The 25,050-nt window shown below is 71.2% G+C and carries 23 protein-coding genes; 17 read left to right on the top strand and 6 right to left on the bottom strand.

What is annotated here, in order from left to right:
* Positions 1-174: 174 nt before the first annotated feature.
* From VGB75_14765 to VGB75_14820, 12 genes are all read left to right on the top strand, one after another.
* Positions 175-1,200 carry a Gfo/Idh/MocA family oxidoreductase gene (locus VGB75_14765; GenBank protein ID HEY0168301.1) on the top strand — a complete coding sequence of 342 codons (1,026 nt, stop codon included), beginning with the start codon at positions 175-177 and terminating at the stop codon, positions 1,198-1,200.
* A gap of 54 nt (positions 1,201-1,254) precedes the next feature.
* Positions 1,255-2,355 carry an inositol-3-phosphate synthase gene (locus VGB75_14770; protein ID HEY0168302.1) on the top strand — a complete coding sequence of 367 codons (1,101 nt, stop codon included), beginning with the start codon at positions 1,255-1,257 and terminating at the stop codon, positions 2,353-2,355.
* A complete protein-coding gene (locus VGB75_14775; protein ID HEY0168303.1) occupies positions 2,345-2,983 on the top strand; it encodes a DJ-1/PfpI family protein in 639 nt (212 codons plus the stop codon). Before VGB75_14770 ends, VGB75_14775 begins: the two co-directional genes overlap by 11 nt.
* Positions 2,980-3,732 carry an SDR family NAD(P)-dependent oxidoreductase gene (locus VGB75_14780; GenBank protein HEY0168304.1) on the top strand — a complete coding sequence of 251 codons (753 nt, stop codon included), beginning with the start codon at positions 2,980-2,982 and terminating at the stop codon, positions 3,730-3,732. The genes VGB75_14775 and VGB75_14780 overlap by 4 nt, the downstream gene beginning before the upstream one ends.
* Entirely contained in the window at positions 3,729-4,172 is a 444-nt protein-coding gene (locus VGB75_14785) for a RidA family protein (GenBank protein ID HEY0168305.1), read from the top strand. Before VGB75_14780 ends, VGB75_14785 begins: the two co-directional genes overlap by 4 nt.
* On the top strand, positions 4,169-5,125 hold the full coding sequence (locus VGB75_14790; protein ID HEY0168306.1) for a PfkB family carbohydrate kinase: 957 nt from the start codon (positions 4,169-4,171) through the stop codon (positions 5,123-5,125). Before VGB75_14785 ends, VGB75_14790 begins: the two co-directional genes overlap by 4 nt.
* The gene (locus tag VGB75_14795) at positions 5,113-6,630 is read left to right on the top strand and encodes a hypothetical protein (GenBank protein ID HEY0168307.1); all 1,518 of its coding nucleotides are present in this window, start codon (positions 5,113-5,115) and stop codon (positions 6,628-6,630) included. The genes VGB75_14790 and VGB75_14795 overlap by 13 nt, the downstream gene beginning before the upstream one ends.
* A gap of 28 nt (positions 6,631-6,658) precedes the next feature.
* Positions 6,659-7,468 (top strand): MTAP family purine nucleoside phosphorylase, encoded by an 810-nt coding sequence (locus VGB75_14800; protein ID HEY0168308.1) that lies wholly within the window; start codon positions 6,659-6,661, stop codon positions 7,466-7,468.
* Entirely contained in the window at positions 7,468-8,166 is a 699-nt protein-coding gene (locus VGB75_14805; GenBank protein HEY0168309.1) for a histidine phosphatase family protein, read from the top strand. The genes VGB75_14800 and VGB75_14805 overlap by 1 nt, the downstream gene beginning before the upstream one ends.
* A 73-nt stretch (positions 8,167-8,239) precedes the next feature.
* Positions 8,240-9,766: a GMC family oxidoreductase gene (locus VGB75_14810; protein ID HEY0168310.1), complete on the top strand. Its 1,527-nt coding sequence runs from the start codon at positions 8,240-8,242 to the stop codon at positions 9,764-9,766.
* Positions 9,763-11,028, top strand: coding sequence for an MFS transporter (locus tag VGB75_14815; protein ID HEY0168311.1), 1,266 nt, complete (start codon positions 9,763-9,765; stop codon positions 11,026-11,028). Before VGB75_14810 ends, VGB75_14815 begins: the two co-directional genes overlap by 4 nt.
* A gap of 10 nt (positions 11,029-11,038) precedes the next feature.
* Complete coding sequence (locus tag VGB75_14820) at positions 11,039-11,890, top strand: inositol monophosphatase (GenBank protein HEY0168312.1); 852 nt, start codon at positions 11,039-11,041, stop codon at positions 11,888-11,890.
* Here VGB75_14820 and purB read toward each other — a convergent pair.
* The 3 genes from purB to VGB75_14835 all read right to left on the bottom strand — a co-directional run bounded on the left by purB (position 11,843) and on the right by VGB75_14835 (position 15,316).
* A complete protein-coding gene (gene purB / locus VGB75_14825) occupies positions 11,843-13,141 on the bottom strand; it encodes an adenylosuccinate lyase (protein ID HEY0168313.1) in 1,299 nt (432 codons plus the stop codon). The genes VGB75_14820 and purB overlap by 48 nt on opposite strands.
* Positions 13,131-14,609: an adenylosuccinate synthetase gene (locus tag VGB75_14830; GenBank protein ID HEY0168314.1), complete on the bottom strand. Its 1,479-nt coding sequence runs from the start codon at positions 14,607-14,609 to the stop codon at positions 13,131-13,133. Before VGB75_14830 ends, purB begins: the two co-directional genes overlap by 11 nt.
* 167 nt (positions 14,610-14,776) lie before the next feature.
* Positions 14,777-15,316, bottom strand: coding sequence for a TIGR00730 family Rossman fold protein (locus VGB75_14835; GenBank protein ID HEY0168315.1), 540 nt, complete (start codon positions 15,314-15,316; stop codon positions 14,777-14,779).
* A 137-nt stretch (positions 15,317-15,453) separates the two neighbouring features.
* Between VGB75_14835 and VGB75_14840 the strand changes: the two genes are divergently transcribed.
* On the top strand, positions 15,454-16,755 hold the full coding sequence (locus VGB75_14840; protein ID HEY0168316.1) for an MFS transporter: 1,302 nt from the start codon (positions 15,454-15,456) through the stop codon (positions 16,753-16,755).
* A 161-nt stretch (positions 16,756-16,916) separates the two neighbouring features.
* A complete protein-coding gene (locus VGB75_14845; GenBank protein HEY0168317.1) occupies positions 16,917-17,405 on the top strand; it encodes an NUDIX domain-containing protein in 489 nt (162 codons plus the stop codon).
* Here the strand turns inward: VGB75_14845 and VGB75_14850 are convergent.
* Both VGB75_14850 and VGB75_14855 read right to left on the bottom strand, forming a co-directional pair.
* Positions 17,374-18,687 (bottom strand): MFS transporter, encoded by a 1,314-nt coding sequence (locus VGB75_14850; protein ID HEY0168318.1) that lies wholly within the window; start codon positions 18,685-18,687, stop codon positions 17,374-17,376. The two genes, VGB75_14845 and VGB75_14850, sit on opposite strands and share 32 nt — an antisense overlap.
* Positions 18,684-19,217 (bottom strand): MarR family transcriptional regulator, encoded by a 534-nt coding sequence (locus tag VGB75_14855; GenBank protein ID HEY0168319.1) that lies wholly within the window; start codon positions 19,215-19,217, stop codon positions 18,684-18,686. Before VGB75_14855 ends, VGB75_14850 begins: the two co-directional genes overlap by 4 nt.
* 184 nt (positions 19,218-19,401) lie before the next feature.
* Here VGB75_14855 and VGB75_14860 point away from each other — a divergent pair, with 184 nt between their 5' ends.
* Complete coding sequence (locus VGB75_14860) at positions 19,402-22,431, top strand: DUF4157 domain-containing protein (protein HEY0168320.1); 3,030 nt, start codon at positions 19,402-19,404, stop codon at positions 22,429-22,431.
* 4 nt (positions 22,432-22,435) lie between these two features.
* Here VGB75_14860 and VGB75_14865 read toward each other — a convergent pair whose 3' ends face one another.
* Positions 22,436-22,858: an ankyrin repeat domain-containing protein gene (locus tag VGB75_14865; GenBank protein ID HEY0168321.1), complete on the bottom strand. Its 423-nt coding sequence runs from the start codon at positions 22,856-22,858 to the stop codon at positions 22,436-22,438.
* 70 nt (positions 22,859-22,928) lie between these two features.
* Here VGB75_14865 and VGB75_14870 point away from each other — a divergent pair, with 70 nt between their 5' ends.
* Together VGB75_14870 and VGB75_14875 are read left to right on the top strand one after the other, a co-directional pair.
* Positions 22,929-23,384, top strand: coding sequence for a transcriptional repressor (locus VGB75_14870; GenBank protein HEY0168322.1), 456 nt, complete (start codon positions 22,929-22,931; stop codon positions 23,382-23,384).
* The gene (locus VGB75_14875) at positions 23,381-25,036 is read left to right on the top strand and encodes a catalase (protein ID HEY0168323.1); all 1,656 of its coding nucleotides are present in this window, start codon (positions 23,381-23,383) and stop codon (positions 25,034-25,036) included. Before VGB75_14870 ends, VGB75_14875 begins: the two co-directional genes overlap by 4 nt.
* The last annotated feature ends 14 nt before the right edge of the window (positions 25,037-25,050 follow it).

Consider the following 25,050-nt stretch of genomic DNA (forward strand, 5'->3'; position numbering starts at 1 on the left):
AGACGCGTCTGGAGACCACATCGATCACGCCTGTGATCGGATTGCCCCTAGCCTGCTGGCACATGCTTGCTCAATCTCCATCTTTATGGAACATTGGCCTTAACCAGTTATTAGGGGCGATTCGGACAAGTCACTCTGATGTCGTTCGCTCCGCGACTGCGGAGGAGGCTGACGATGCGAGTGGCGGTCCTCGGCTGCGGATTCGGCGCACAGCACCTCGACTGGCTTTCCCAACATCCCGAATTCGATCTGGACACCTTGTTTTATCAGCACAATCGGGAACGGGCAGTGGAGCTGGCCAACCGTTACGGCATCGCCAGCGTGAGCGCGGACCCGGTCGGCGAGCTCAGCCGCCGAGGCATCGAGCTGGCGGTGATCGTCACGCCGCCGGACACCCGGCAGGCGCTGGTCAGGGCCGCTCTCGACGCCGGCGCCTTCGCCTTCGTGGACAAGCCATTGAGTCACTCGCTGGAGTCAGCCACCGAACTGGCCGCGCTGGCGGCCGGTGCGCCACAGCGGTGCGCGGTCAACTTCCAGTGGCGAAGCCATCCCGCCGTGCGCGAGGTCCGCGACCAGCTCGCCGTCGGCGTCGGAGTCCTGCATCGGGTGCACGCCAGCTTCTATCACGACTTCTTTCGCGGCCAGCAAGCCTCCTGGCGGCAGCAGCCGGCCAGCGCGGGAGCCGGAACGCTCGGTGACCAGGGGGTGCACCTGTTCGACCTGCTGCACTGGCTGATCCCGCGCGACTGGTCCGCCGTCGCGGCCCAGACCAGCACGGTGCGCCAGGACCCGGACGGCCAGCGGCTGGAGCCGGCAGCCGGGCGCACCGAGGACCTGGCCGAGGTCTGGTTGCAGGAGCCGGAGTCCGGCTGCCTGGCGACCGTCTCGCTGTCCCGGCTGGTCTGCGGCGTGCGCGCGATCGAGTTCGAGGTGCAGGGGTCGGACCGGACGTTGCGGCTGCGCCTGGAAGCCGATGACGGCTCGGCCGAACTCACGACGCACGGCAGCGACGGAACCAGCAAGACCGCGCGGTACGGGCCCACCTCGCTGGACCCCTATCCCCCGCTGCTCGCGGTGATGGCCGGCAAGCAGGACCCGGACGGCCTGCTGGCCAGCTTCGACGACGGCTTGCGGGCGCAGGCACGACTGGCCGAAGCCGTTGCCCTGGCAGCCCGAACGCCACCTGCCCTGCCCAGCTGAGCAGCGCCAGCAGACCACCAGAGTCGTCTCGCCACGCACCAGAGGAGCCAGAAGATGCCTGAACCACTTCGCCTCGCCGTCTGCGGGGTCGGCAACAACATCTCGGCGCTGTTCCAGGGCGCGCAGTACTACCGGGAACTGACCGCTCAAGGCGTGGCGGCTGCCGACTTCCCGGGCATCAAACATCCCGAGATCGGCGGCCTCAGCGTCGCTGACATCGACTTCGTCGCCGCCTTCGACGTTCACCCCGACAAGGTCGGCCTCCCGTTCCACATCGCGGTCCTGGCCGCGCCGAACAACTATCCGCGGCTGGACGTCACACTTCCCGAGACCGACTTCGCCGTCGAGCCGGGGCTCACAGAGGCTGACTGCGCGGTGTCCGGCCCGGCGTTCGAGCGGATCGTGCGACGACTGCGCGACACTCGCGCCGACGTGTTGCTCTACTCGCTGCCCACCGGCCTGCAGTGGGCAGCCGACGCCTACGCGCAGGTCGCGCTCGAGGCTGGCGCCGCGTTCGTCAATTGCACGCCCGAGCTGGTCGCCCGGGTGCCGGCCACCCTGGCGGAGTTCGAGCGCCGCGGGGTGCCCCTGATCGGCGACGACCTCGCCAGCCACCTCGGCACCTCCGTCGTGCACCGCGCGCTGCTGGGCCTGCTCACCGATCGCGGGCTGTCTCTGGTGAGCTCCTACCAGCTCAACCTCGGCGGAAACGAGGACTTCAAGAACCTGCGGGTGGCCGGTGAGAGCAAGCGGGCCTCCAAGTTGAACGCGCTGGCGCAGGAGGGGCTGGACACCAGCAGGGTGGAGGTCATCCCGTCCGCCGGTTTCGTCCAGCACCTCAATGACAACAAGGTCGGGATGCTCAACATCGAGGCGGTCGGCTGGGCCGGCACGCCGATCTCGGTGGACCTCAAGCTCAAGGTGCAGGATTCCAGCAATGCCGCAGGGGTCATCATCGACCTGATCCGGATGGGAGCGGTTGCCAAGCGGCTGGGCCTCGGCGGCTTTCCCGCGGCCGCCGCGAGGGTCCTGAAGTCACCGGCGGGCGGGCACCCGTTCTACACCGAGGCCCTGGTGGCGCAGAGCCTGGTGACCCTCGACGCCGGCCTGCACGTCGCGGTCAACGAGCAGCCAAGCATCGAACATGCCCGTTGACCAGGCGCCTGCCGCCTTCGGAGTGAGGGTTCTGGCCTTTCCCGAGGTCGATGACCTCGACCTGATGGGCGCCTACGCGGTGCTGAGCAAGGCCGCCGAGATCGCCGAGGGCCGCCCGCCGCGATGGGACGTCGCGATCGCCGGCTGCCAACCGGAGCTGCGCACCGCCGGCGGCCTGCGGTTCCAGGCGCAGGCAGGTCTGGACGAGGGCCGCCGCCCCGATGCCGTGCTGGTGCCCGGCGGCCGCGGCATTCAGCGGATCCTGACCTCGGCGCCCTACCTGGAGTACCTCCGCGCGGCCCACCGGCACGGCGCCGCGGTGTACAGCGTGTGCTCCGGCGCGCTGCTGGTCGCGGCGTCGGGCATCGCCGCCGGCGCCACGCTGGCCATCCACGCTGCCAAGCGCGCGGACCTGGCGCGTGCGGGAGACTGCACGCCCGGAGCCGGGCTGGTCCTCAACGCCGGCCTGACCTCGGTGGGGGGCGATCGCCGCAGCTCGGTGAAGTCGGTGGACCTGGCTCTGCAACTGGTGGCCGATCATGGCGCCGGGCTGCTGCCTGAGCTGCTGGCCAGAATGGAGCTTTCCCAGGGCCGCACGCTTGAGACCGCGACGCCGGAGCAGCCGTGAGCGCGCCGGCAGCCCGGCACGCGACGGTCCTGGTGACCGGCGCCAGCAGGGGGATCGGCGGGCGGACCGCGCTGCGGCTGGCCGCCGCGGGCTTCGACCTGGTGCTGTGGGCCCGGACCCTGGAGGACCTGCGGCAGATTCAGCAGCAGGCCGCGGAGTTCAGCGTCGACGTCGGCATCGACGCCGTCGACGTCTCCGACGCCGCGCAGGTCAGCGCCGGCTACGCCGCGATCCGGTGGCACTCGCCGCTGGCCGGCCTGGTCCTCAACGCCGGCTCAGGCATCTGGCAGCCGATCACCGAGATCGACGACGCGGTCTGGGACCAGACGCTGTCCACCAACCTGCGCGGCGCGATGCTCGTGCTGAAGCAGGTCCTGCCGGAGCTGCGACAGGCTCGCGGCGGGCTGATCGTGGGCGTCCTGTCGGACTCGGCGAAGTACCCCTTCGCCGGCCGAGGCGCCTACGCCGCGTCCAAGGCCGGTCTGGCGGCGCTGCTGGAGGTGGCTCGGCGAGAGGCCCGTGAGTCCGGCGTCCGGGTGACCGCGCTGGTGCCCAGCCGGGTGGACACCTCCTTTCAGGGCAGCCTGGAGTCCGCCGGCGCCGGCTGCCGGCCCGGCTCGCTGTCCGCCGACAACGTCGCCGAGGTGATCGGCTGGCTGTTCGAGCTGCCAGAAGGAGTGGAGGTCCGCGAGCTTCAGCTGTCCGCGCTGACCTCGACCTTCGGCCCGTACCAGGAGGCCTCGCCATGACCCAGGCCAGGATCGCCAGGATTCCCCTTGTCCCGAAGGGGCATTCCAAGCCGGTCGGCAGGTACAGCCCGGGTATCGCGCTGGGCTCGGAGGTGGCCGGCAGCCTGGTCTTCCTCAGCGGCCAGGTCGCGACCGACGAGCACGGCCGGATGCTGCATCCAGGCGATGCCGGGCGGCAGGCCGAAGTGGTCTTCGACCGGCTGGCCGCCGTGCTGGAGGTTGCCGGCCTGACCTTGGCCGACCTGGTGAGCCTGACCATCTACGTCCGCGACCTGCGGTCCCACTTCGCCGCGGTGTCAGCGGTGCGCGACGCCAGGCTCAGCGAGCCCGGGCCGTCCAGCGCCTTCATCGGTGTCCAGGACCTCGTCGAGGACGGCTGCCTGGTCGAGATCAGCGGCATCGCCGCCGCTGGGATCGCTGCCGACCGCGAGCCGCTATGACCAGCCGGCACAGCGGTTGCAGGCTGGCTGACGCCGAGATCGAGGCGTTGCGGCAGGCCGGCAGCCGCAGCCGCGTCCTGGTCGCCGGATCACTGAATCACGACGAGATCCTGATCGCTGACCACGACCCGGGCGACGAGGGCGCGGTGCTGGTCCGCGAGCGGGTCACCGCGCCGGGCGGGCACGCCGGCAACTGCGCCTCGGCGCTGGCAGCCCTCGGCGTCGACGTGTCGCTGCTGGCCGCGGTCGGCGCCGATGACACCGGCGAGTTGCTGATCTCCGACCTGCGCGCGCACGGCGTCGACGTCTCCGGCATCGCCAGGATCTCCGGCAGCCCGACCGGCCGGGTGGTCATCCCGGTGCTGGGCGAGCAGCACTTCATGCTGCTGCTGCCAGGAGCCAATGACCAGCTCTCCAGCGAGCACGTCCGGCAGGCGCTGAGCGCGGACTACGACGCGCTGGTGCTCTTCGACCCGGCGCCGGCGGCACTGGCCGAGATCTTCTCGGCGGCCGCCGGATCAGCTGTCGCAGACAACGTCTTCTGGAATCCGGGCGGCGTGTACGCCCATCAGCAGTCCGCCCGCCGCTACCTGCCGCGCTGCCGGTCGATCTTCGTCAACCGCAACGAGTGGCCGGCGGTCCAGGCCGGTCTGCCACCGGGGTGGGCCGACCGGACCGAGGTCGTGCAGACCCTCGGAGCCGACGGCGCCATCGGGCGCGGCGCCGACACGGTGACGCACGCGGCCGGTGAAGTCGTGTCGATGCTGGACCCGACCGGGGCCGGTGACGCCTTCGCCGCCGGCTACGTCCTGGCCGCGCTGGCCGGGCTGGCACTGCCGCGACGGCTGGCGGTCGGCAACATCAGCGGCGCGCTCGCGGTGACGGCGATCGGCGCTCGTGGCCGGCAGTGCACGCTGGCCGACCTGGCGGGCTGGCCGGCATGCTCACCCTGAGGTCCAGCGCCGACGGCTGGCGGGGCCAGATCGGCGTCAGCTTCACCCCGGCAGCCGCCGGCCTGCTCGCCGCGGCGGTGCTGGACGTGCTGTCGGCCGGCGGCCCGTTGCGCCGGATCCTGATCAGTCACGACGGTCGCCGGGGCGGCCCGGCCGTCGCGGCAGCGGTGCAGGCAGCGGTCGGCGACCGGTTGGCGAGGACGGCGGAGCTGCTCGGCGGGGTGCCCACGCCGGTGGCCTCGGCCGCGGTCTCGGCCGGCGAGTTCGATCTGGCGTTCCTGGTCACCGCCAGCCACAACCCGGCCGAGTGGAACGGGCTCAAGGTCAAGTCCGGGGTCGCGGGCAGCATCTCGCCCGCCATGGAGCGCCAGATCGAGGGCCGGTATCTGGAGCTGGCAGCGGCCGAGACCGCGGCGCCGGCAGCCGCGGGCGCCGGGCCGGGCAGGGGCGTCAGGCCGGACGTCGGGCCGGGCGCCGCTGCCGGATCGCCGCAGCCGATGATCGAGGCCCACCTCGCCCAGGTGCTGGCGCGGGTCGGTGGCAAGCCCGGGCCGTCCTGGCGGGTGGTCATCGACGGCCTGCACGGCATCGCCGGGCCCGCCATGGTCCGGTTGGCCGAGCTGCTCGGCTGGACGGCGCACCCGATCGGCTGCGAGCCCGACCCGGACTTCGGCGGGCTGACACCGGACCCGACGCTGGCAGCCTCCCGGCGACGGCTGAGCGCGGCGGTGCGAGCCCACCGAGCCGACTTCGGAATCGTGCTGGACGGTGACGGCGACCGGGTCTTCCTGCTCGGCTCCGACGGCGGCCTGGTGGGCTGCGGCGAGCTCTACGCGCTGTTGCTGGGTCAGCTCTATCGCAGCCACCCCGAGCTGCCCAGCCGCCGGATCGCGGTGACCTCGACGACCACCAGCCTGCCTGGCCGGGTCGCCGCCGAGCACGGTGGCGAGGTGTTCGTCACCGGGGTGGGCTTCAAGAACATGGCCGCGCTGCTGGCCGGTGGCCAGATCTGCGCAGCCGGCGGCAACGTCGGCGATCTGGCGTTCGCGCCGTACGGCTTCGACCGGGACCCCTCGGTGGTGGTGGCGCTGCTGAGCCGCCTGCTGGCCGACAGCGACCAGAGCCTCGACGCCGCGCTGGAGGCCCTCCGCAGCCGGTACGGCCGGCGGCATCACCTTGAGACCTCGGTCAGCTGCCCGGCAGGCGAGCTGGACCTGCCGGCCACCGCCACCGCCGTGCTGGCCAACACCGGGCTCGGCCTGGAGGTCGAGTCGATGGACCGGGTGGACGGCGTTCGGCTGGCGTTGCCCGAGCGGCAGTGGCTCTCGGTGCGGCGATCGAGCACCGAGAACCTGGTGCGGGCCTACGCCGAGTTCTCCGGGCCGGTGCTGTCCGAGACGCAGTTGCAGGCCGCGTTGCAAGCCGCGCTGCGGCCATCGACGGCGACTGACGCGGCTGACGCGGCTGACGCGGCTGACGCGACTGAGCCAACCCATGACACCTGAGCCCGTCCACCAGCGACCAAGGAGCGACATGGAACAACCAGTCATTGCGATCATCGGCGGCACCGGCTTCTACGAGTTCCTGGAGCCGGTCACCGAAGTCAGCCGGCAGACCCCGTACGGCCCGACCAGCGCCCCGATCAGCCTGTCGTCGTTGGACGGCCGGCCGGTGGCCTTCCTTCCCCGGCATGGCCGTGACCACGAGTACCTGCCGCACGAGATCCCTTACCGGGCGAACCTATGGGCGTTCAAGGAACTCGGCGTGCGGCAGATCCTGGGGCTGAACACGGTGGGCAGCCTGCAGGCCGAGTACCGCCGGGGCGACCTGGTGCTGGTCGACCAGTTCATCGACCGGACCAGCGGCCGGATCGACACCTTCTTCTCGGGCAACGCCGCCGCCCACATCAGCTCGGCCTACCCCTACTGCCTGCGGATGCGCGGCCTGGCCAAGGATGCGCTGGCCGGCATCGAGGGCGGCGTGCACGAGAGCGCCACCGTGGTCGTCACCCAGGGCCCGAGGTTCGGCACGATGGCCGAGAGCCGCTGGTACCGGTCCCAGGGCTGGCATGTGCTCAACATGACCCAGTACCCCGAGGTGGTGCTGGCCCGCGAGCAGGAGCTCTGCTACATGAACCTGTCCTACGTCACCGATTACGACGTGGCGCTGGCCGAGGTGGTGGGCGCCGAGGAAGACAAGGACCTGGTCAGCCATGCCAGGGTGCTCAAGGCCTTCGCCGCCGACTCGGGACGTTTCGTCGAGGCCGTCAAGCGAATCGTCAACGCGTTGCCGACGGAGTTCGACTGCGGCTGCCAGCACGCCCTCGACGGCGCGAGGACCTGATGGCCCCACCGGCGACGGAGCACGGCCCGGCGATGGCGGGCTGGTCCGGAGAGCTGGTGCTGCTGCGCCACGCCCAGACCGGCTGCACGGTCGACGGCCTCTTCTGCGGCGAGCACGACCCGCCGCTGTCGCCGGTCGGCCGTCTGATGTCGGATGCGCTACCCGACGCCGCCGGGCTGGCCGGCGTGCGGCGGCTCTACATCAGCCCGTCCCGGCGCAGCGTGCAGACCAGTGCCGCGCTGGCCGCCCGGCTCGGGCTGGCGACGCGGGTGGAGCCGCGGCTGCGGGAGCTGAGCTTCGGACGGTGGGAGAGCCGCACTCCGGAACAGGTCGACTCCGAGCCTGCCTACCGGCGCTGGCGACGCGATCCGGCCCGGTGCGCGCCCCCGGACGGCGAGGCCGGGCTGGCAGTGCTGGCCAGGGCGCTGGCAGCGGCCACCGAGGCGCTGACCCGAGCCGGCCGGTTCGACGGCGCCAAGGTGGCGCTGCTGACGCACAAGGCGCCGGTCCGGCTGCTGGTCTGCCACTTCCTGGGGCTGCCGCCGCGTCAGTACCGCCAGATCGCGCCGGTCGGAGTCTGCTCGGTCACCCGGATCTCCTTCGACGGCGCCCGGCCGCGGCTGATCGAGCTCGGCAACGTCGACCACCTGCCCGCCCGCTGGCGGGCGAATCCGGATCAGGCCACCGACACCCGCTGACCCTCGCTACTCAGGGTATGTTTGCGGGTTCGCCAGTTCCGCCCCATTCTCCGGCTAGCGAAAGGACCGCGGGGTGACCGCAGAGCTTCGAAGCGACTATGACCTCATCATCGTCGGCGGCGGCGTCGCGGGCTGCGTGCTGGCATCGGCCGCTCAGCAGCTGCCGGGGCTGTCGGTGTTGCTGGTCGAAGCCGGCGCCGACTACGGGCCACACCGCCACGACTGGCCGGCCGGCATCCTGGACGCCCGAGAGCTGCCCCGAGAGGACCTGTGGGATCAGGGCTCGGCGCCGAGCGCCTGGCGGGGCAGGGTGCTGGGCGGCAGCTCCTGCGTGAACGGCTGCTGGCACACCTGGGGCGCCGACTCCGACTACGACGAGTGGGCCGCGGCCGCCGGGCCCGATGGCGCGGCCCTCACCGCCCTGGCGTTGGAACCGCACCGGGCGGCGGCCGCGCGGCGACTGCGAGTCCGTGCGGTGACCGAGGAGGAGACCTCGTTGTGGAGCGGCGCCAGCGTGGCCGGCGCCCAGCGATTGGGCTATCCGTTCGTCGAGGACCTCGCCGGCCGCACCGAAGGCGCCGGAGTCGGCCTGCCGCCGATCAACGCCGTGGGCGATCTGCGCTGGAACGCCGCCTTCGGCTACCTCGCCGACTGCCGCTCCAACCCACACCTCGACATCCTCGACAGGGCCACCGTGCAACGGCTTGAGTTCACCGGCTCCCGGGTCAGCGGGGTGCTGGTGCGCCGAGGTGACCGGCTCCAGCGCTTCTCGGCCGCGACGGTGGCGCTCACCGCGGGGGCCTTCGGCTCACCGGCGGTGCTGATGCGCAGCGGGATCGGGCATCCGCAGCGGCTGGCCGAGGACGGGGTCTCACCGCTTCACGAGCTGCCCGGCGTCGGGGCGAACCTGTCTGACCACCCCGGGGTGACGCTGGGTCTCACCGCTACCGCGCAGCTGCGCGACGCGCTGGCCGAGATTGAGCTGCGCGGCAAGCTGTATGCCAGTCAGGTGGCCGTCAAGGCCGCCTCCTCGGTGTGCTCGACCGGCTCCGAGGCCGGCCAGTGGGACCTGCACCTGTTGCCGACAGCCGGCGCGCCGCTGTTCGGCGCCCGGACGCCGGGGCAGTTCGAGGTCGGCATCACCGCCTTCCTGATGAAGGCCCGCTCCCGCGGCAGCGTCCGCCTCAACCGCGACGGCGAGGCCGAGCCGGACCAGAATTACCTCTCCGACCCCGACGGCCTGGACATCCAAGCCCTGGCAGACGGCCTGCAGCTGGCGTGCGAGCTCGCGGCCACGCCCGAGTTGGCCGGCCTGGCAGCGCCCGGCCCGGCGCCGGACCTGACCGACCGCAGCCCCGCGGGCCTGGCCCGGCTGCGAGACTCCCTGGGCACCTACTGGCACCCGGTGGGCAGCTGCGCGCTGGGAACCGACCCCGACCGTGGGGCGGTGGTCAACGCCCGGGGGCGGGTGCACGGCTTTGACAACCTGTTCGTGCTGGACGCCTCCATCCTGCCGAGCACGCCGCGGGCCAACACCCAGCTCAGCGTGCTGGCGGTGGCCTCGACGCTGGCCGGTCACCTGGTTGCCGGGCTTCGGTGACCGCACCGGCCCAAGCCCAGCACGGGCTGAGCAGTTACCGGCTCTGCCTGAGCCAGCCCTACACCGTCGCGCTGATCAGCTCCAACCTGCTGGGGCGCATACCCAACGGCATGGCGACGCTGTCCATCGTGCTGTTCCTGCGGGCCAGCGGCCGCTCCTTCGCCGAGGTGGGGGCGGTGATCGCCAGCTTCGGGCTGGCCTCGGCCGTCGGCGGGCCGGCGCTGGGGCGGGCCATCGACCGGGCCGGCCAGGCGCTGATCCTGAGCGCGGCCGCGGTGGGCTCGGCCGTCGGGTTCTGCCTACTCACCGCCGTCGGCCATGCCCACCTGCTCTACATCGAGGGCTGCGTGGTGCTCGCGGGCCTGCTGTCGCCGCCGCTGGAACCGGCGTTGCGCAGCCTGTGGTCCAGCCTGTTGACAGACCGCGCCACCATCGAGGTCGCCTACGCCCTGGACACCTCGCTGCAGGAGCTGCTTTACATCCTGGGACCTTTCCTGGCGGTGGCGTTGTTCGCCGTCCTCCCCGCCGAGGTGGCGCTGTACGTCCTGAGCGCGACCATGGTGATCGGCACCGTGCTGTTCGTCAGCATCCCACCGGTCCGCCGCTGGAAACCGCCGGCGCGCACCCCGGACTGGGCCGGCGCGCTCAGGTCCCGGGCGCTGACTGTCATCCTGGCCAGCATGTTCTGGGTGGGCAGCTCGATCGGCGTGCTCAACGTCGTCGTGGTCGCCTACGCCGAGCGGATGGGCTCGCAGGCCTACTCCGGCGGCCTGCTCGGCACCGCCTCGATCGGCGGCCTGGTGGGCGGCCTGCTCTACGGCGCCAGGCGATGGCAGGGCAACGAGGTCCACCGGTTGCGCTGGCTGCTGGCCGCGATGGCGTTGGCCTACCTTCCGCTGGCCCTGACACCGCCACCTGCCCTGATGTTCGCCTTCATGTTCCTGGCCGGCTTCTTCCTGGCGCCGATCCTGGCGTGCGGGTTCGTGCTGATCGCCGGGCATGCTCCGGCGGGCACCGTGACCGAGGCCTTCGCCTGGGTCACCACGTTGTTCCTGGCCGGCAGCGCGCTGGGCTCGTCGATCTCGGGTCTGAGCGTCGGCGGCGCGCTGGGTTTGCGCGGCTCGTTCCTGCTGACCGCGCTCTGCGCGGCCGCGGCCCTGCTGGTGGCGGTTCTGGCTCTGGAGGCCCACGGCACGCCTGAAACACAAAACGCACCGAGAACCCCGAGCGCATCGCAGGGCCATGACGACGCCGTCGAGTAGCGTGCGCCCCGTGCTTGATCCCGCGCAGCTGGCCTTTGTCACTGACTCGATCCGGCGGGTGGCCGGCGAGGTGGTCCTGCCGCGCTTCGGCCAGCTGGCGGCCGGGGACATCGAGGAGAAGTCCCCCGGCGACCTGGTCACGATCGCTGACCGGGATGCCGAGCGGGCGCTGGCCGAGCTGCTGACGCGGCTGCTGCCCGGCTCGGTGGTGGTCGGCGAAGAGGCGGTCGCGGCCGACCCGGCCGTTCTGCAGGCGCTGCACGGCGGGGCGCCGGTCTGGATCATCGACCCGATCGACGGCACCGAGGCCTTCGTGACCGGCAGTCCCCGGTTCGCCACCCTGGTCGCCCTGGCACAGCGAGGCGAGCTGCTGGCCTCCTGGACCTACGCGCCGCTGCTGGAGCTGACCGCCACCGCCGTCGCCGGCCAGGGCGCCTACCTCAACGGCCGGCCGCTCACGGTGGCCCGGCCGGCCGCCGGCCTGCGCGGGCTGGACGTGGCACTGCCGCAACCGCGCTGGTGGGCCGAGCCGGACCGCGAGCGGTTCAACGCGCTGTTCCTGACCGGCGTCTCCCCCGCCTTCTTCGACACCTCTGGGCTGGTCTACGTCGAGCTTGCCGCCGGCCGCCGCTCGGCCATGGTGGTGAACTGGGAGCTGCCCTGGGACCACGCCGCCGGGCTGCTCCTGCATGCCGAGGCCGGCGGGCACGCCCGGACCGCCGAGGGCAAGCCGTTCAACCTCGCCGGGGGCAACGCGATGCCGGTGGCTGTGGCGCCGGATGCCCTGACCGCGTCGCTTCTGCTGGCCGGCTGCTCAGCGCAGGCCGCGCAACCGCTGGAACACCGCCCCGACCTCGGCTAGCTCCCGGTCCAGGTCGGTGACCGCGGCCCAGCGCTCGGGCGGTATGTCGATGCCCTCGGCCCGCAGCGCCGCCTGCAACAAGGTCGACAACGGCTGGGCGTCGCCGGCGTGCGCGCGCTTCTGGATCATCGCGTAGGCGCGGCGCCGGTCCAGGCCCGCGTCCAGCAGAACCGTCAGCGCGGCGTGGCTGAACACCGTGGACCCGGCCGCGGCCAGGTTGTCCCGCATCCGGTCGGCGTCCACCACGAGGTCATCGATCAACTCGGTCGTGCTGGTGAGCAGGTGCTCCAGGATCGCCGAGGCGTCCGGCAGGCAGATCCGCTCGACCGAGGAGTGGGAGATGTCGCGCTGGTTCCATAGCGCCACGCCCTCCATCACCGGGTTGACGTAGCCGCGCACCACCCTGGCCAAACCGCAGATCTTCTCGGCCGACACGGGGTTGCGCTTGTGCGGCATCGCCGAGGAGCCGGCCTGCCCGTCGCGGAAGGACTCGGAGAGCTCGGCCACCTCCGAGCGGGCGCCATGGCGCACTTCCAGCGCGACGGCCTCGCAGACGCTTGCCAGCAATGCCAGGCACGACATCCAGTGCGCGATCGAGTCACGCATCACCACCTGGGTCGAGACCGGGCTGGGCCGCAGCCCCAGCGCGCTGGCCACTCGCCGCTCGATGCCCGGGCTCACTCCGGCGTAACTGCCCACCGGCCCGGAGATCTTGGCCACCGCCACCTCGCCGCGGGCTTGGGCCAGCCGGTCCCGGCAGCGAGCCACCGCGAAGGCGAAATCGGCCACCCGCAGACCCCAGACCGTCGGCGCGGCGTGCTGGCCGTGGGTGCGCCCGACCTGGACGGTGTGCTGGTGGGCCAGCGCGTGATCGCGCAGTGAGGCGACCAGGCGGTCGGCCGCGGCCACCAGCAGCTCGCTGACCTGGGCGAGCCGCACTCCGGTGGCGGTGTCGACGATGTCGGAGCTGGTCACCCCTCGGTGCACCCAGCTCGCGACCACCGAGGGCATCCCAGCGGTCCAGACGTTGACGAAGGCCACCACGTCGTGGCGGGTCCGTTGTTCCTCCTCGACGACCTCGCGCGGCAGCGGCGCCGGGACGGCCTGAGCCGTGGCCAGCGTCGAGGCGGTGGCCGCGCCGGCGTGCGCCCAGGCCTCCAGCACCGCCAGCTCGACCTCACGCCAGAGTTCCAGGGTGTGTTGATCCGACCAGAGCGCCGCCATCTCGGCCGAGGTGTACCTATCCAGCACGGTCTGATCCAGCGCGGGCGGGCCCGGCCAGCATCGGGATCAGCTCAGAGGCCGCCGGAACCAGGATGTCGCTGTCTCGCGGGCCCTTGGTGACGCCGCTGATGTCCACGCCGAGGTACTCACCGACGAAATCGATCAACTGCCTGGCGCGCTCGGGCAGCTCCGAGTAGCTGTCCAGCTCTCTGGTGGAGCACTTCCATCCCTTGAAATAGCGGTAGATCGGCGTGCACTGCGTCAGCACCCGGTGCTCGGGCTCGAAGTGCGCCAGGATCTCGCCGTCGCGCTGGTAGGCGACGCAGACCCCGATCTCGTCGAAGTCGTCGAGGACATCGAGTTTGGTGAGCACCACGCTGGTGTACTGGTTCAACCCGACCGCCCAGTGCGCGTGCACCAGGTCAAGCCAGCCGCAGCGCCGGGGGCGGCCGGTGGTGGTGCCCACCTCCTCGCCGACCCGCCGCAACCGCTCGCCGAGCTCGCCGTGGTCCTCGGAGACGAACGCGCCGTTGCCCACCATCGTCTGGTACAGCTTCAGCACGCCGACCCGGCGGGTCACCTTGCTCAGGTCCACTCCGCTGCCGCTGCACACCGAGTAGACCGCGGTCGGCGAGGTGGTCACATAGGGGTAGATGCCGTGCTCCAGGTCGATCAGCGGCCCCTGGGCGCCTTCGAACAACACCGAATAGCCTTCGGAGACAGCGGTGTTGATCAGCCGCCGCGAGTCGATGGCCAGTGACAGCAGCAGCTTGCGGTAGCCGCTCAGCCACTCGAGGTTCTGCCTGACCTGGTCGGGCTCGAGATGGAAGAACTGCACGTTGGCATGCAGCCGCTCCTCGACCAGGTCCATGTCTGAGAGGTCGCCGACCCGGATCCCGATGCGGTTGACCTTGCTGACATTCGCCGGCCCGATGCCGCGGTGGGTGGTGCCGATCTCGTGCGCGGACTGCCGCTTGAGGTCTTCCTGGTAGCCGTCCACCAACCGATGCAGCGGCAGGACCAGATGCGCCCGCGCACTGACCAGGACCCGCTTGTCGATGTCCGGGACGTGCTGGGCGAAGGCGGCCAGCTCGTCAGCGAGCCGCTCGGCGTTGAGCAGCACGCCGTTGCCCAGCACCCCGACGCAACCCGGGTGGCGCAGGCCCGACGGGACGATGTGGTTCTTGAGCACCACGTTCTGACCGCTGCCGGCGGTGAACACCGTGGTGTGCCCGGCGTTGTCACCGCCCTGGGTGCGGACGATGAGCTGGTGCGAAGGGCCCAACCGGTCAGCCATCGCCCCCTTGCCGCCGTCCCCCTGCTGCAGGTCGCCGACCCAGGTGACGTGCTGCGCCGCGGGCGCCTTGATATTCAGCGCGGCCAGCTTTGCCAGCGTCTGGTCGTGCTGGGCCTGCCGGATCTGCCGCACGCCGTGCAGCGAGAGCCCCGAGTCGCTGAGGTCATCCAGTGCGGTCGGAGTGGCAACGGTGTTCACACGGCATCCCCACTAGTGCCTCGGCCGGGTGGGCGGACAGGTCGCGCGGGCCGCTGGCACTGAACGCCGACGCGACGTGCGTTCAGCGTCCCATATATATGGTTTACCGTCCATAATACTTTTAAATAACAAAACGGACTTAGCAGCGCCGCTCCGGCGCTTCCCTGCTAGGCCGGACTGCTCGGGGCCAGCCCCAGCGCCGGCCAGATCTCGGGCACCGTGTCGGCGAAACCCATCAGCGCCTGGTCGGCCCGGCTCATGAATCCCTCGGCGACCGCGTGCGAGAGCAGGCTGCGCAGGGGCGTGTAATAGCCGCCGATGTTGAGCACCACCAGCGGTTTGTGCTGCAGGCCCAGCTGTGACCAGGTCAGCGTCTCGAACATCTCCTCCAGGGTTCCCAGGCCCCCGGGCAGCACGATGAAGGCATCCGCCAGCTCGTGCATGACGGCCTTGCGCTCGTGCATGGTGGCCACCACCCGCACGTCGCTCAGATCCAACCGCCCGTACTCCCGGTCCATCAAGGCCTGCGGGATCACCCCGATCACCTCGCCGCCGGTCGAGAGCGCGCCGTCGGAGACCGCGCCCATCACACCCACCCCGCCGGCGCCGTAGACCAGGCCAAGGCCCCGGCGCCCGAGCTCGGCGCCGAGCGCGTGAGCCTGCGACACGTACTCGGTGGACGCCCCGGCGCTGGCACCGCAAAACACGCAAATCCGATAAGTGGCCACTACGGCATCTTCTCAGCAGTGTCCCCGAACAGCCAACCACCCCGGCCTCCGGCACGCGGAGAGGCGCCGGTCACGGTGGGGAATGCCATGGGGCCGCCGAGCGGTTGCCCACTACCGTGACCACGTCCGCCTCCGCCGAGCTCAGCAGCACCGGCGCACGCAGCTCGGTCGCGGGGGGCCCGCCGACGCCGGCCGACCGGCGTTGGCGGATGCTGATCGTGGTGGCCATCGTGCTCACCGGCCTGACCATGCGGGTGGCCGTCACCAGCGTGGGGGCGGTGCTGACCGACCTCGAGCACGGCCTGCACGCCTCGCCCTCGGTCGCCGGCGTCATCACCACGCTGCCGGTGATCGCCTTCGCCGGCATCGGCTTTCTCGGCCCGCGACTGGCCCACCGCTTCGGTCAGCACCGGTTGGTGGCAGCGGCGCTGCTGGCGGCCACCGTCGGCCTGGTGTTCCGGGCAGTCGCCGACAGCGTCTGGCTGTTCGCGGTGCTGAGCATGCTGGCTCTCACCGGCGGCGCGATCGCCAACGTGATGATGCCGACGCTGGTCAAGAGGCACTTCCCCGACCGGATCGGGACGATGACGGCCGTCTACACCACGTCGCTGGCGCTCGGCCTGACCGCCTCTGCCGGCCTCAGCGCGCCGCTGGCCGGGCTGGACGGGCAGAACTGGCGGTTCGGCATCGGCGCCTGGGCGTTGTTGACCGCGGTCGCCATCCTGCCGTGGCTGCCGATGCTGGCCGGAGACCGCCCCGGGCCTGCCGGCCTGCCTGACCGGGTGCCGTTGAGCGGGTTGCTGCGCAGCAAGCTCGCGTGGGCGCTGACCCTGATGTTCGGCACCCAGTCCTTTCAGGCCTACATCGCCTTCGGCTGGTTCACCGACTTCTTCCGCCATCACAACCTGGACGCGACCGAGGCAGGCCTGCTGGTGGCCTTCTACGCGGCGCTGTCGGTTCCGGTGTCCATGGCGATCCCCGCTCTGGCGGTGCGCGGCCAGCGCCTGATCGTGATCGTGCTCTCGGCTGCCGGCCTGGTGTCCTACCTGGGAATGCTGCTGGCGCCGGTCGCCGGCGCCTGGTTGTGGATGCTGCTGGGCGGCATCAGCAGCGGGATGTTCCCGCTGGCCCTGACGATGATCGGGCTGCGCTCGCGCCAGATCCCGACCACCGCGGCGCTGTCGGCGTTCGTCCAGGGCATCGGCTACCTGATGGCCGGAACCGGCCCGCTGCTGGTCGGCGTCCTGCTCGGGATCTCCGACAGCTGGACCTGGCCGCTGGTGCTGTTGATCATCGCCGTCCTCGGAGCAGCGGCAGCCGCCTGGTACGCCGCGCGGCCGGAATTCGTCGACGACCAGCTTCGCCGGCCGAAGTCGGCCCTGCGGTCGCCGGCCGAAGTCGGCCCTGCGGTCCAGTAGGCCCGCAGCCCCAGCCGGAGGGCGGCCAGCACGGCCCGCCGTCGCGATCAGCAGCAGCAACACCGCGCCGGCCAGGCCCGCGGCCACCCCGGCAAGAAGCAACAGCGCGAACTCATAGCCTGACATCGCCGGCCAGCCTCACGAGCTGCCAGACTCCAACCATGGCTGCCAAGCGAAGCGCCGGGATCCTGCTGTTCCGCCGTCGACCGCAGCTGCAGGTGCTGATCGGCCATCTCGGCGGGCCGCTCTGGAGCCGGCGCGAGAGCGCCGCCTGGTCGATCCCGAAAGGTGAGTACGGCCCGGACGAAGCCGCCCTGGACGCGGCCCGGCGCGAGTTCACCGAGGAGCTGGGGCTGCCGGTTCCCGAGGCGGAGCTCATCGAACTCGGCGTCGTGCGGCAGAGCGGCGGCAAGCAGGTCACCGCCTGGGCCGCCGAGGCCGACCTGGACCTCGATCAGGTGGTGCTGGGCACCTTCGAGCTGGAATGGCCCCGTGGCTCCGGGCGCGTCGAGCGTTTCCCCGAGCTGGACCGGCTGGCCTGGTGTGAGCCGGAGGTGGCCCGGGATCGACTGATCACCAGTCAGCGACAGTTTCTGGACCGGCTGGCCGAGCACCTGCTCAGGCCGCGTGGCCCTGGTGAGACCGGGTAGCGCAGGCGTCGTCTGACCGGCCGCGGTCGCCCTGGGCCGGCTGGCCCGCCGCCTGCCCGACCTCGGCTGGATCGAGCCGGCGCAGCACCAGCGCGCCAAGCCCGGCCGCCAGCAGGCAGGCCGCCGCGCCGAGCGCCAGTCCGGCCCGGCCGCCGAACTGCTCGCTGATCGCGCCGGCGATCGGCCCGCCGATCGGCGTGGAGCCGAGAAAGGCGACCGACCACAGCGCCATCACCCGGCCTCGCATGCCGGGCTCGGCTGCCAGCTGCAGGGTGCTGTTGCCCTTGGCCAGAAAGCCGACGCTGGCCGCGCCCACCAGGGTCAGCGCAATGAGTTCCAGGGCCAGCGTCGGCGCCGCGGCGGCCGCGGCGACCAGCACCCCGAACACGGCGGCGGAGTTGACCAGCGACCTGATGCCGACCCGGCCGCGAGCCGCGACCCACAGCCCGCCCAGCACCGCCCCGACGCCCATCGCCGCCGTCATGAAGCCGTACACCTGCGGGCCGCCGCCGAAGGTCTGCTTCGCGACCACCGGCAGGACGACCTGGAATTCGTAGGTGAAGCAACCGATCAGGCCCATCATGACCAGGGGAACGGCCAGCGCCGGAGTCCGCCGGACGTAGCGCAGGCCCTCGCGCAGTTGGCCCGGCGTCCGGCTGGCCGGCGGCGCCGGGCGCAGCGTCGAGGTGTCCAGGGTGGCGAGTGAGAAGACCACCGCCACGAAGCTGAGGGCGTTGAGCAGGAAGCAGGCGCCGAGGCCGCCGGTGGCGATGATCACGCCGGCGAGCGCCGGGCCGACCGCCCGGGCGACGTTGACCAGCACCGAGTTCAAGCTGACGGCGTTGCGCACGTCGGCGGGGCCGACCATCTCGAGCACGAAGGCCTGCCGGGCCGGGTTCTCGAAGCAGTTGTTCAGTCCGAGCAGCACCGCCAGCAGGTAGACCTGCCACAGCCGCACCTCGCCGGTGACCGTGAGCACGCCCAGCGCGAGGGCCAGCACGCCCATGACCGCCTGCAGGGCCATCATCAACCGCCGCTTGTCGACCCGGTCGGCGACCACTCCGGCGTAGGGGCCGAGCAGCAGCACCGGCAGCGTCTGCAAGGCGACCACCAGGCCCAGCGCGGTCGCCGAGCCGGTCAACTGCAGCACCAGCCAGGCCTGCGCCACGCTCTGCATCCAGGTGCCGGTCAGCGAGATGGCCTGGCCGGTGAAGAAGCGCCGGTAATTGGGATTGGCCAGGGCGGCGAAGGTCAACCGGCTCGCTCCGGCGAAGCTCGTCACCGTCCTGCCTTCTCCAGCTCGGCCTTGACCGGCTGCGGCCGGTTGAGATGCTCGGCCAGCGTCTCCAGGGCGGGCAGGGCGGCGGACAACGCCTCGACCTGCTCGGCCGGCAGGCCGGACAGGCGCGCGGCGAACAGCTGGCTTCGCTGGCGGCGCAATCGCTGCTGCAGCGCGCGTCCGGCGGCAGTGGTCTGCACCCGCACGGCGCGCCGGTCGGCCTCGGTGGCCGCCCGCGACACCAGCCCGTCGGCCTCCAACTTGCCCACCACCCGCGACAGCATGGTGGGGTTCAGCCCTTCGATGTCAGCCAGTTCGCTGAGACCGAGTGGCCCGAGCCGGGCCACGGTGGCCAGCACCGACAGCTGGGTGCGGGTCATCCCGTCCCCGGAGACCTGCCGGTCGACCTGCCGGGCGATCCGCGCCAGCGCGATCCGCAAGCGGTCCACGTCCTGGGCTGCGAACCGCTGGGTGCGCTGCTTGTCCTTCTGCACTCGGGTGATCTCCCTAAATATTTGCCTATCGGCAAGCATACGTCGAACCGGGCGAGCTCGCCAGGCGCCTCGGCTGCGGGCTGCGGTCCTCAGCGCGCGGCGTCGCCAGGACACTGTGGAAGGGTCCGATCATGTGAAATCCGGCTACAGAAGTGTCCCCGCCGGATTACCCTTGGCCCAGGCGCGGGGCACTCGCTCTGCTGGCCAGCGCAGAGGAGCTCCGGTGGCCGCGAGGCGTAGTGACCCGGTTCGCACGACCGGCAAGCCCGGGCGGGCGAGGCCTGATCCGAGCACACCCGAGCTGCAACCGGCCGACCCCGCCCGGCCGGCCGGTGCGATGGTGGCGCTGCCGGGTCTGGCTGTGACCCCGGGCGCGGGGTCCCCGGATCGGTTGCGGACCGGCCTGCAAGCCTTGGCGGCCCGTCCGAAGCTGATGGTCGGACGCGCTGACGACCCGGCCGAGATCGAGGCCGACGCGATGGCCGAGGCCGTGCTGGGCCGGTTGCCGCACGAAGGCGCCGCTGACACCGGCGACCCGCATCAGGGCGTGGTCGGACCGCTGCGCCGGGCAGCAGCCGGCACGCCGACGCCGGCTGTTGCCCACGCGGCAGCGCTCGGAGCGGCCGGCGGCGAGGTCGACAGCCAGACCGAGCAGGCGCTGCAGGCGGCGAGGTCCTCCGGCGCGCCGCTGTCGAGCACCGTGCGCCGCGAGTACGAGGCCGCCTTCGGCGCCGACTTCAGCGGCGTGCGCGTGCATTCGGGCCCGGCGTCGGCGCAGCTCAACGCGGCGCTGGGCGCCCATGCCTTCACCCTCGGCTCTGACATCTACTTCGGCGACCGGGTGCCGACCACCGCCGCTCCCGCCGACCGGCGCCTGATGGCCCATGAGCTGGCCCACACCCTGCAGGACGGCGGTGGCGCGCGCCGGGCGATGGTGCGCCGGCTGGCCGTGCAGATCACCCCGGCCTGGCATCAGCCCGAGGACGAGGAGCTGCCCGAGGAGGCGGAGCTCGCCAGCACCGAGGCCGCACCGCACACCGAGACGCTGCCCGAGGCCCACGTCGGCAGCTCCGATGAGCCGATGACGCCCGAGCTCACGGTCACCGGCGCGCCAACCGCCAAAGCCTGGGAGCTCGTCATCGAGTCGGTGGCGATCGTGGGGCGCCCGACCACGCTGTTCACCGGTTCGATGGGCGATCACATGACCGCCTTCGTGATCTCGCGCAAGGGCGTGGAGAACGCGCTGTTCGGGCAGTCCTTTCCGGTCGCGGTGCGGGAGCTCGGTGAGATGGTCGACGACCTGGAGAAGCTGCCCGGCTGGGCGCTGGTCGACTCGCTGAAGCCGGCCGAGGAGGAGGAGTCGCCAGAGACCGTCACAGAGCCGGCAAGCCTCGGGACTGCCGACATCGAGGGCGAGGCCAGTGGATCGGCGTTGCCCAGCAGCGCGTCGGCTCTCACCGCGGTCATCGACCTGGACGAGGAGGAGGCTCCGGCCCGGCCCGAGCCCTACCGGCGGGCATCCCACCATGCCCGGTTCCGGGAGGCAGAGCAGAACCTGATCGCCCGTCGTGCGCTGGTGGACACCGCCGCCACCGACGATGTGAAGGTGCTGCGGCTGCAGGATTACGTCGCGGCCTACCTGGAGCTGCGCGAGCTGGTCCCGCTGTCAGCGTCCAACTGGCTAGGCGCCAACCGCGGCAAGGGCGGCAAGGGCGATGGCGAGACCGGCCTGGAGGGCTTTCTCGCCGCCCCCGGCACCCAGCGGCCGGGCAACCTCCGCCGGGACTTCCTGAGCACGATCGCCACCTACCGGATGGCCCAGGCGGCGATCGAGCCCAACAAGGACGCGCTGGCCATCCTGATGCCGGGCCTGGACCACGCCCTGAGCGCCGACGAGCGCACCGAGCTGATGGCGCGCCAGCACGTCCAGTCGGTGCTCACCAACTTTCCGCAGAACTTCGCCGGCCTGGCCGATGACATCCTGCGGGCCGAAGGCCGCGAGCCGATTGGCAAGGGCGCCGGGGCGAGCAGCGCGTCCAGCGCGGAGGCCGAGCGTGACCAGGACGCCGACTTCACGATCATCCTCAACCACCTGAGGCGGATCGTCCGGATGCGCTATTCCGAGGCTGCGGAGAAGGAGTACGCCCACCAGACGCAGGTGGCCCAGGTGCTGGAGGGCGCCGAGGAGGCCGAGACCGCCATCCGGGATGCGATGGCCCTGACGGCGTTCATGAAGACCCCGGCGCCCACCCGGATGAAGGCGTCGGCGCTGACCGAGGAGGAGAAGGGCAGCGGCCGCGTTCCCAAGCGCGAACGCGAGGGCGGGCCGGAGACCGTCGAGGACGGCGACGGGCTCTACCGGGGGTTGACGCCCGGGCAGGCCAAGAAGGTGTACACCGGCCGCGACGGTTTCACCAAGCGCAAGTCCGACCCACCGAGTCCGCTGCCCAAGTCCGATCTCGCGGTGCAGATCCTGCTCGACGACACGGGCGCGGTCGGGCGCGCGGTGGTGGGGCGGCAGGGCAAGTACACCAAGGGCGCCCACACCATCCCGTGGATGCAGTGGGTGCTCTGGCTCAACGCCGACATCATCGGCAAGCAGCCCGCGGCCGCGCTGGCTGCCTTTCAGACCACGACAGAGCCCGCGGTCAGGGCCAAGCTGGCCGGCGACGTCGTGGTCACCACCGCCCCGTCGGAGTCGATGACCGGTGAGGCGTCGATGACCGGTGAGGCGATGACGCTCGAGATCGGGGAGGCCGGCCCCGAGGGCGCAGACGCCGACCAACCGGTCGGGTCGATGCCGCTGATCGAGCTTCAGGTGGCCATCGCCGACCTGCTCGATGAGATCACCGACGCCGCGGACAGCTCCGTCCTCGACGCCACCGACACCGGCGGCAAGGGCGAGGCCAGCCACCGCATGGCACTCGCCGCCTACGAGAAGGGTCAGCGGATGTTGACCCCCGAGCAGTTGGTGATCCACATCCTGGCTCTGTGCGACGTGGGCGAGGCCGATTCGAAGCTGGCGAAGCGGACCGTGAAGAAGGCGCTGGCGGGTGCGGCGCAGGACTACCCGAATGCCTACGCGGCGAGCCTGATCTCAGAGGATGAGCTGGAGGACCTGGTGGATCGGGCCAGCATCGGCAAGGAAGGCGTGTACGAGCACGACTCCGAGTCCGAGCCGGACTCCGAATCGGAGTCAGAAGAGGAGAAACGCTCGAAGAAACGGAAGAAGAAGGCCCACAAGGGCAGGTGAGGCGCTAGGCCGGCGCGGCCGCGCCGCCCTTGCCGGGGTGCTCGGCCAGCAGCCGCTGCATGTCCTCCAGCTCGAAGAACCGCGCGATCTCCACAGCCGACCGCCCGCCGTGGCGGGGGTCAGCGCCCGCTGCCAGCAGCGCCTCGACGATGCCGCGGTCCCGGCCGAACACCGCCGCGGCCAGCGCGGTCTGGCCGCGGTCGTTCACCCGGGCGGTGTCGGCGCCGCGGTCCAGCAGCAGCCGGACCGTCTCACCATGGCGGTGGTAGGCGGCCAGGATCAGCAGCGAGTCGCCCGCGGCGTTGGTGAGGTTCACCGGCACGCCGGCGTCGAGCAGCTCGGCCAGCCGTTCGGTGCGGCCGTGCCTGGCCAGATCGAGCACATCCAGCAGAAAGCCGATCTCCTCGTCGCTCAACGCCTCGGGCATGAGCACAGTCTAGAGCCGGCCAACCGCCCCCATACTTGACTCGATCAAGATTAGGGGCGAAGCTGGGCTGATGGACTCCTCGGTTGCGTTGCGGCAGGCGGGCCTGCGGGTCACCGCGCAGCGGCGAGTGGTCCTGGGCGCCCTGCAAGGCGCGGCTCATGCCACCGCGGCCCAGATCGCCTCGCGCATCGCCGCGCTGCCGGTGGGCGCCTTTTCCGAGGTGTCGCGGCAAGGCCTCTACAACGTGCTCGAGGATCTGACCCGGGTGGGCCTGGTGCGCTGCATCGAACCTGCCGGATCGGCGACGCGCTACGAACTGCGCACCGGTGACAACCACCACCATCTGGTGTGCCGAGCCTGCGGCCGGATCGAGGACATCGCCTGCGCAGTCGGCCAGGCGCCGTGCCTGGACCTGCCCGACGGCAAGGGCTTCACCATCGAAGAAGCCGAGATCACCTGGTGGGGAGAGTGCATGCAGTGCACCGCAGCATCCCCGCTCCCAACCGAAGAAGGAGACAGCGCATGACAGACGTGGCCTCACAAGGATCGGCCGAGGGCGACAGCCGGGCGGTCCTGACCAACCGCCAGGGCCATCCGGTCTATGACAACCAGAACCAGCGCACCGTCGGAGCCCGTGGCCCGGCGACCCTGGAGAACTACCAGTTCCTGGAGAAGATCAGTCACTTCGACCGCGAGCGCATTCCAGAGCGGGTCGTGCATGCCCGCGGCGCCACCGCCTTCGGCTACTTCGAGGCCTACGGCAGCCTGGGCGACGAGCCGATCGCCGACTTCACCCGGGCCAAGCTCTTTCAGGAGAAGGGCAAGAAGACCGAGCTGGCGATCCGCTTCTCGACCGTGGCCGGGGGCAGGGACTCCTCCGAGCTGGCGCGTGACCCGCGCGGCTTCGCGGTGAAGATGTACACCGAGGACGGCAACTGGGACCTGGTCGGCAACAACCTGGCAGTCTTCTTCATCCGGGACGCGGTCAAGTTCCCCGACCTCATCCACTCCCAGAAGCCTGACCCGGTGAACTTCGACCGGCAGGTCGCCAACCGCGTCTTCGACTTCATCAGCCAGACCCCGGAAGCCATGCACATGGTGACCATGGTGTTCAGCCCGCGCGGCCTCCCGGCCTCGTACCGCACCATGCAGGGCTTCGGCGTCAACACCTACAAGTGGGTCAACGCCGCCGGCGACACCAAGCTGGTCAAGTACCACTGGATTCCCAAGCAGGGCGTGAAGTCGCTGACCGCCGAGACCGCGGCCCAGCTGCAGGGACAGGAACTCGGTCACCACACCAAGGACCTCTACGAGGCCATCGAGCGCGGCGAGTACCCGGAGTGGGAGCTGCACGTTCAGCTGATGGACGACCACGACCATCCCGAGCTGGACTGGGACCCCCTCGATGACACCAAGGTCTGGCCGCAGAACGACTTCCCGCTCAAGCCGGTCGGCAAGATGGTGCTCAACCGGATTCCGGAGAACTTCTTCGCCGAGAGCGAGCAGATCGCCTTCGGCACCGGCGTCCTGGTCGACGGCCTGGACTTCAGCGACGACAAGATGCTGGTCGGCCGGACGTTCAGCTACAGCGACACCCAGCGCTACCGGGTGGGCCCGAACTACCTGCAGTTGCCGGTCAACCAGGCCAAGCACGCCAAGGTCCACACCAACCAGCGTGACGGCCAGATGGCCTACTACCAGGATCAGGCCGGGGAGAACCCGCACGTCAACTACGAGCCCTCGATCCTCGGCGGGCTGCGCGAGGCCACCTACCCGAGCCATGACGAGCAGGGCCCGGAGATCGTCGGGCGCTTGACCCGCAAGCGGATTCCGCGCACCGACGACTACCGCCAGGCCGGCGAGCGGTTCCTGCTCTCCGAGCAGTGGGAGCAGGACGACCTGGTGGCCAACCTGGTCGACGCGCTCAGCGAGTGCGACCGGCCGATCCAGGAGCGGATGGTCTGGCACCTGTTCCTCTGCGAGGACGAGTACGGGCGCCGGGTCGGTGAGGGGCTGGGCATCTCCGCCGATGACGTCCGGCACCTGCCGCCGTTGCAGAGCCAGACGCTGACCGACGCCGAGCGCGAGCGGCTGGCCAACCTGGGCAAGAACGGCTCCCGCGACGTGACCGGGCTGGTCATGACGCACTGCGTGCCCAACGAGCAGGTCACCGGCTGAGGCTGGGAAACGCC

The organism is Jatrophihabitans sp. (assembly GCA_036399055.1).
Taxonomy (GTDB): Bacteria; Actinomycetota; Actinomycetes; order Mycobacteriales; family Jatrophihabitantaceae; genus Jatrophihabitans_A.

Coding starts and splice junctions, on each gene's coding strand:
- VGB75_14785 (HEY0168305.1), top strand. CDS start 3,729: ATGACCCAGGCCAGGATCGCCAGGATTCCCCTTGTCCCGAAGGGGCAT.
- VGB75_14770 (HEY0168302.1), top strand. CDS start 1,255: ATGCCTGAACCACTTCGCCTCGCCGTCTGCGGGGTCGGCAACAACATC.
- VGB75_14800 (HEY0168308.1), top strand. CDS start 6,659: ATGGAACAACCAGTCATTGCGATCATCGGCGGCACCGGCTTCTACGAG.
- VGB75_14845 (HEY0168317.1), top strand. CDS start 16,917: ATGGCTGCCAAGCGAAGCGCCGGGATCCTGCTGTTCCGCCGTCGACCG.
- VGB75_14870 (HEY0168322.1), top strand. CDS start 22,929: ATGGACTCCTCGGTTGCGTTGCGGCAGGCGGGCCTGCGGGTCACCGCG.
- VGB75_14805 (HEY0168309.1), top strand. CDS start 7,468: ATGGCCCCACCGGCGACGGAGCACGGCCCGGCGATGGCGGGCTGGTCC.
- VGB75_14765 (HEY0168301.1), top strand. CDS start 175: ATGCGAGTGGCGGTCCTCGGCTGCGGATTCGGCGCACAGCACCTCGAC.
- VGB75_14865 (HEY0168321.1), bottom strand. CDS start 22,858: ATGCCCGAGGCGTTGAGCGACGAGGAGATCGGCTTTCTGCTGGATGTG.
- VGB75_14790 (HEY0168306.1), top strand. CDS start 4,169: ATGACCAGCCGGCACAGCGGTTGCAGGCTGGCTGACGCCGAGATCGAG.
- VGB75_14795 (HEY0168307.1), top strand. CDS start 5,113: ATGCTCACCCTGAGGTCCAGCGCCGACGGCTGGCGGGGCCAGATCGGC.
- VGB75_14855 (HEY0168319.1), bottom strand. CDS start 19,217: ATGCTTGCCGATAGGCAAATATTTAGGGAGATCACCCGAGTGCAGAAG.
- VGB75_14875 (HEY0168323.1), top strand. CDS start 23,381: ATGACAGACGTGGCCTCACAAGGATCGGCCGAGGGCGACAGCCGGGCG.
- VGB75_14775 (HEY0168303.1), top strand. CDS start 2,345: ATGCCCGTTGACCAGGCGCCTGCCGCCTTCGGAGTGAGGGTTCTGGCC.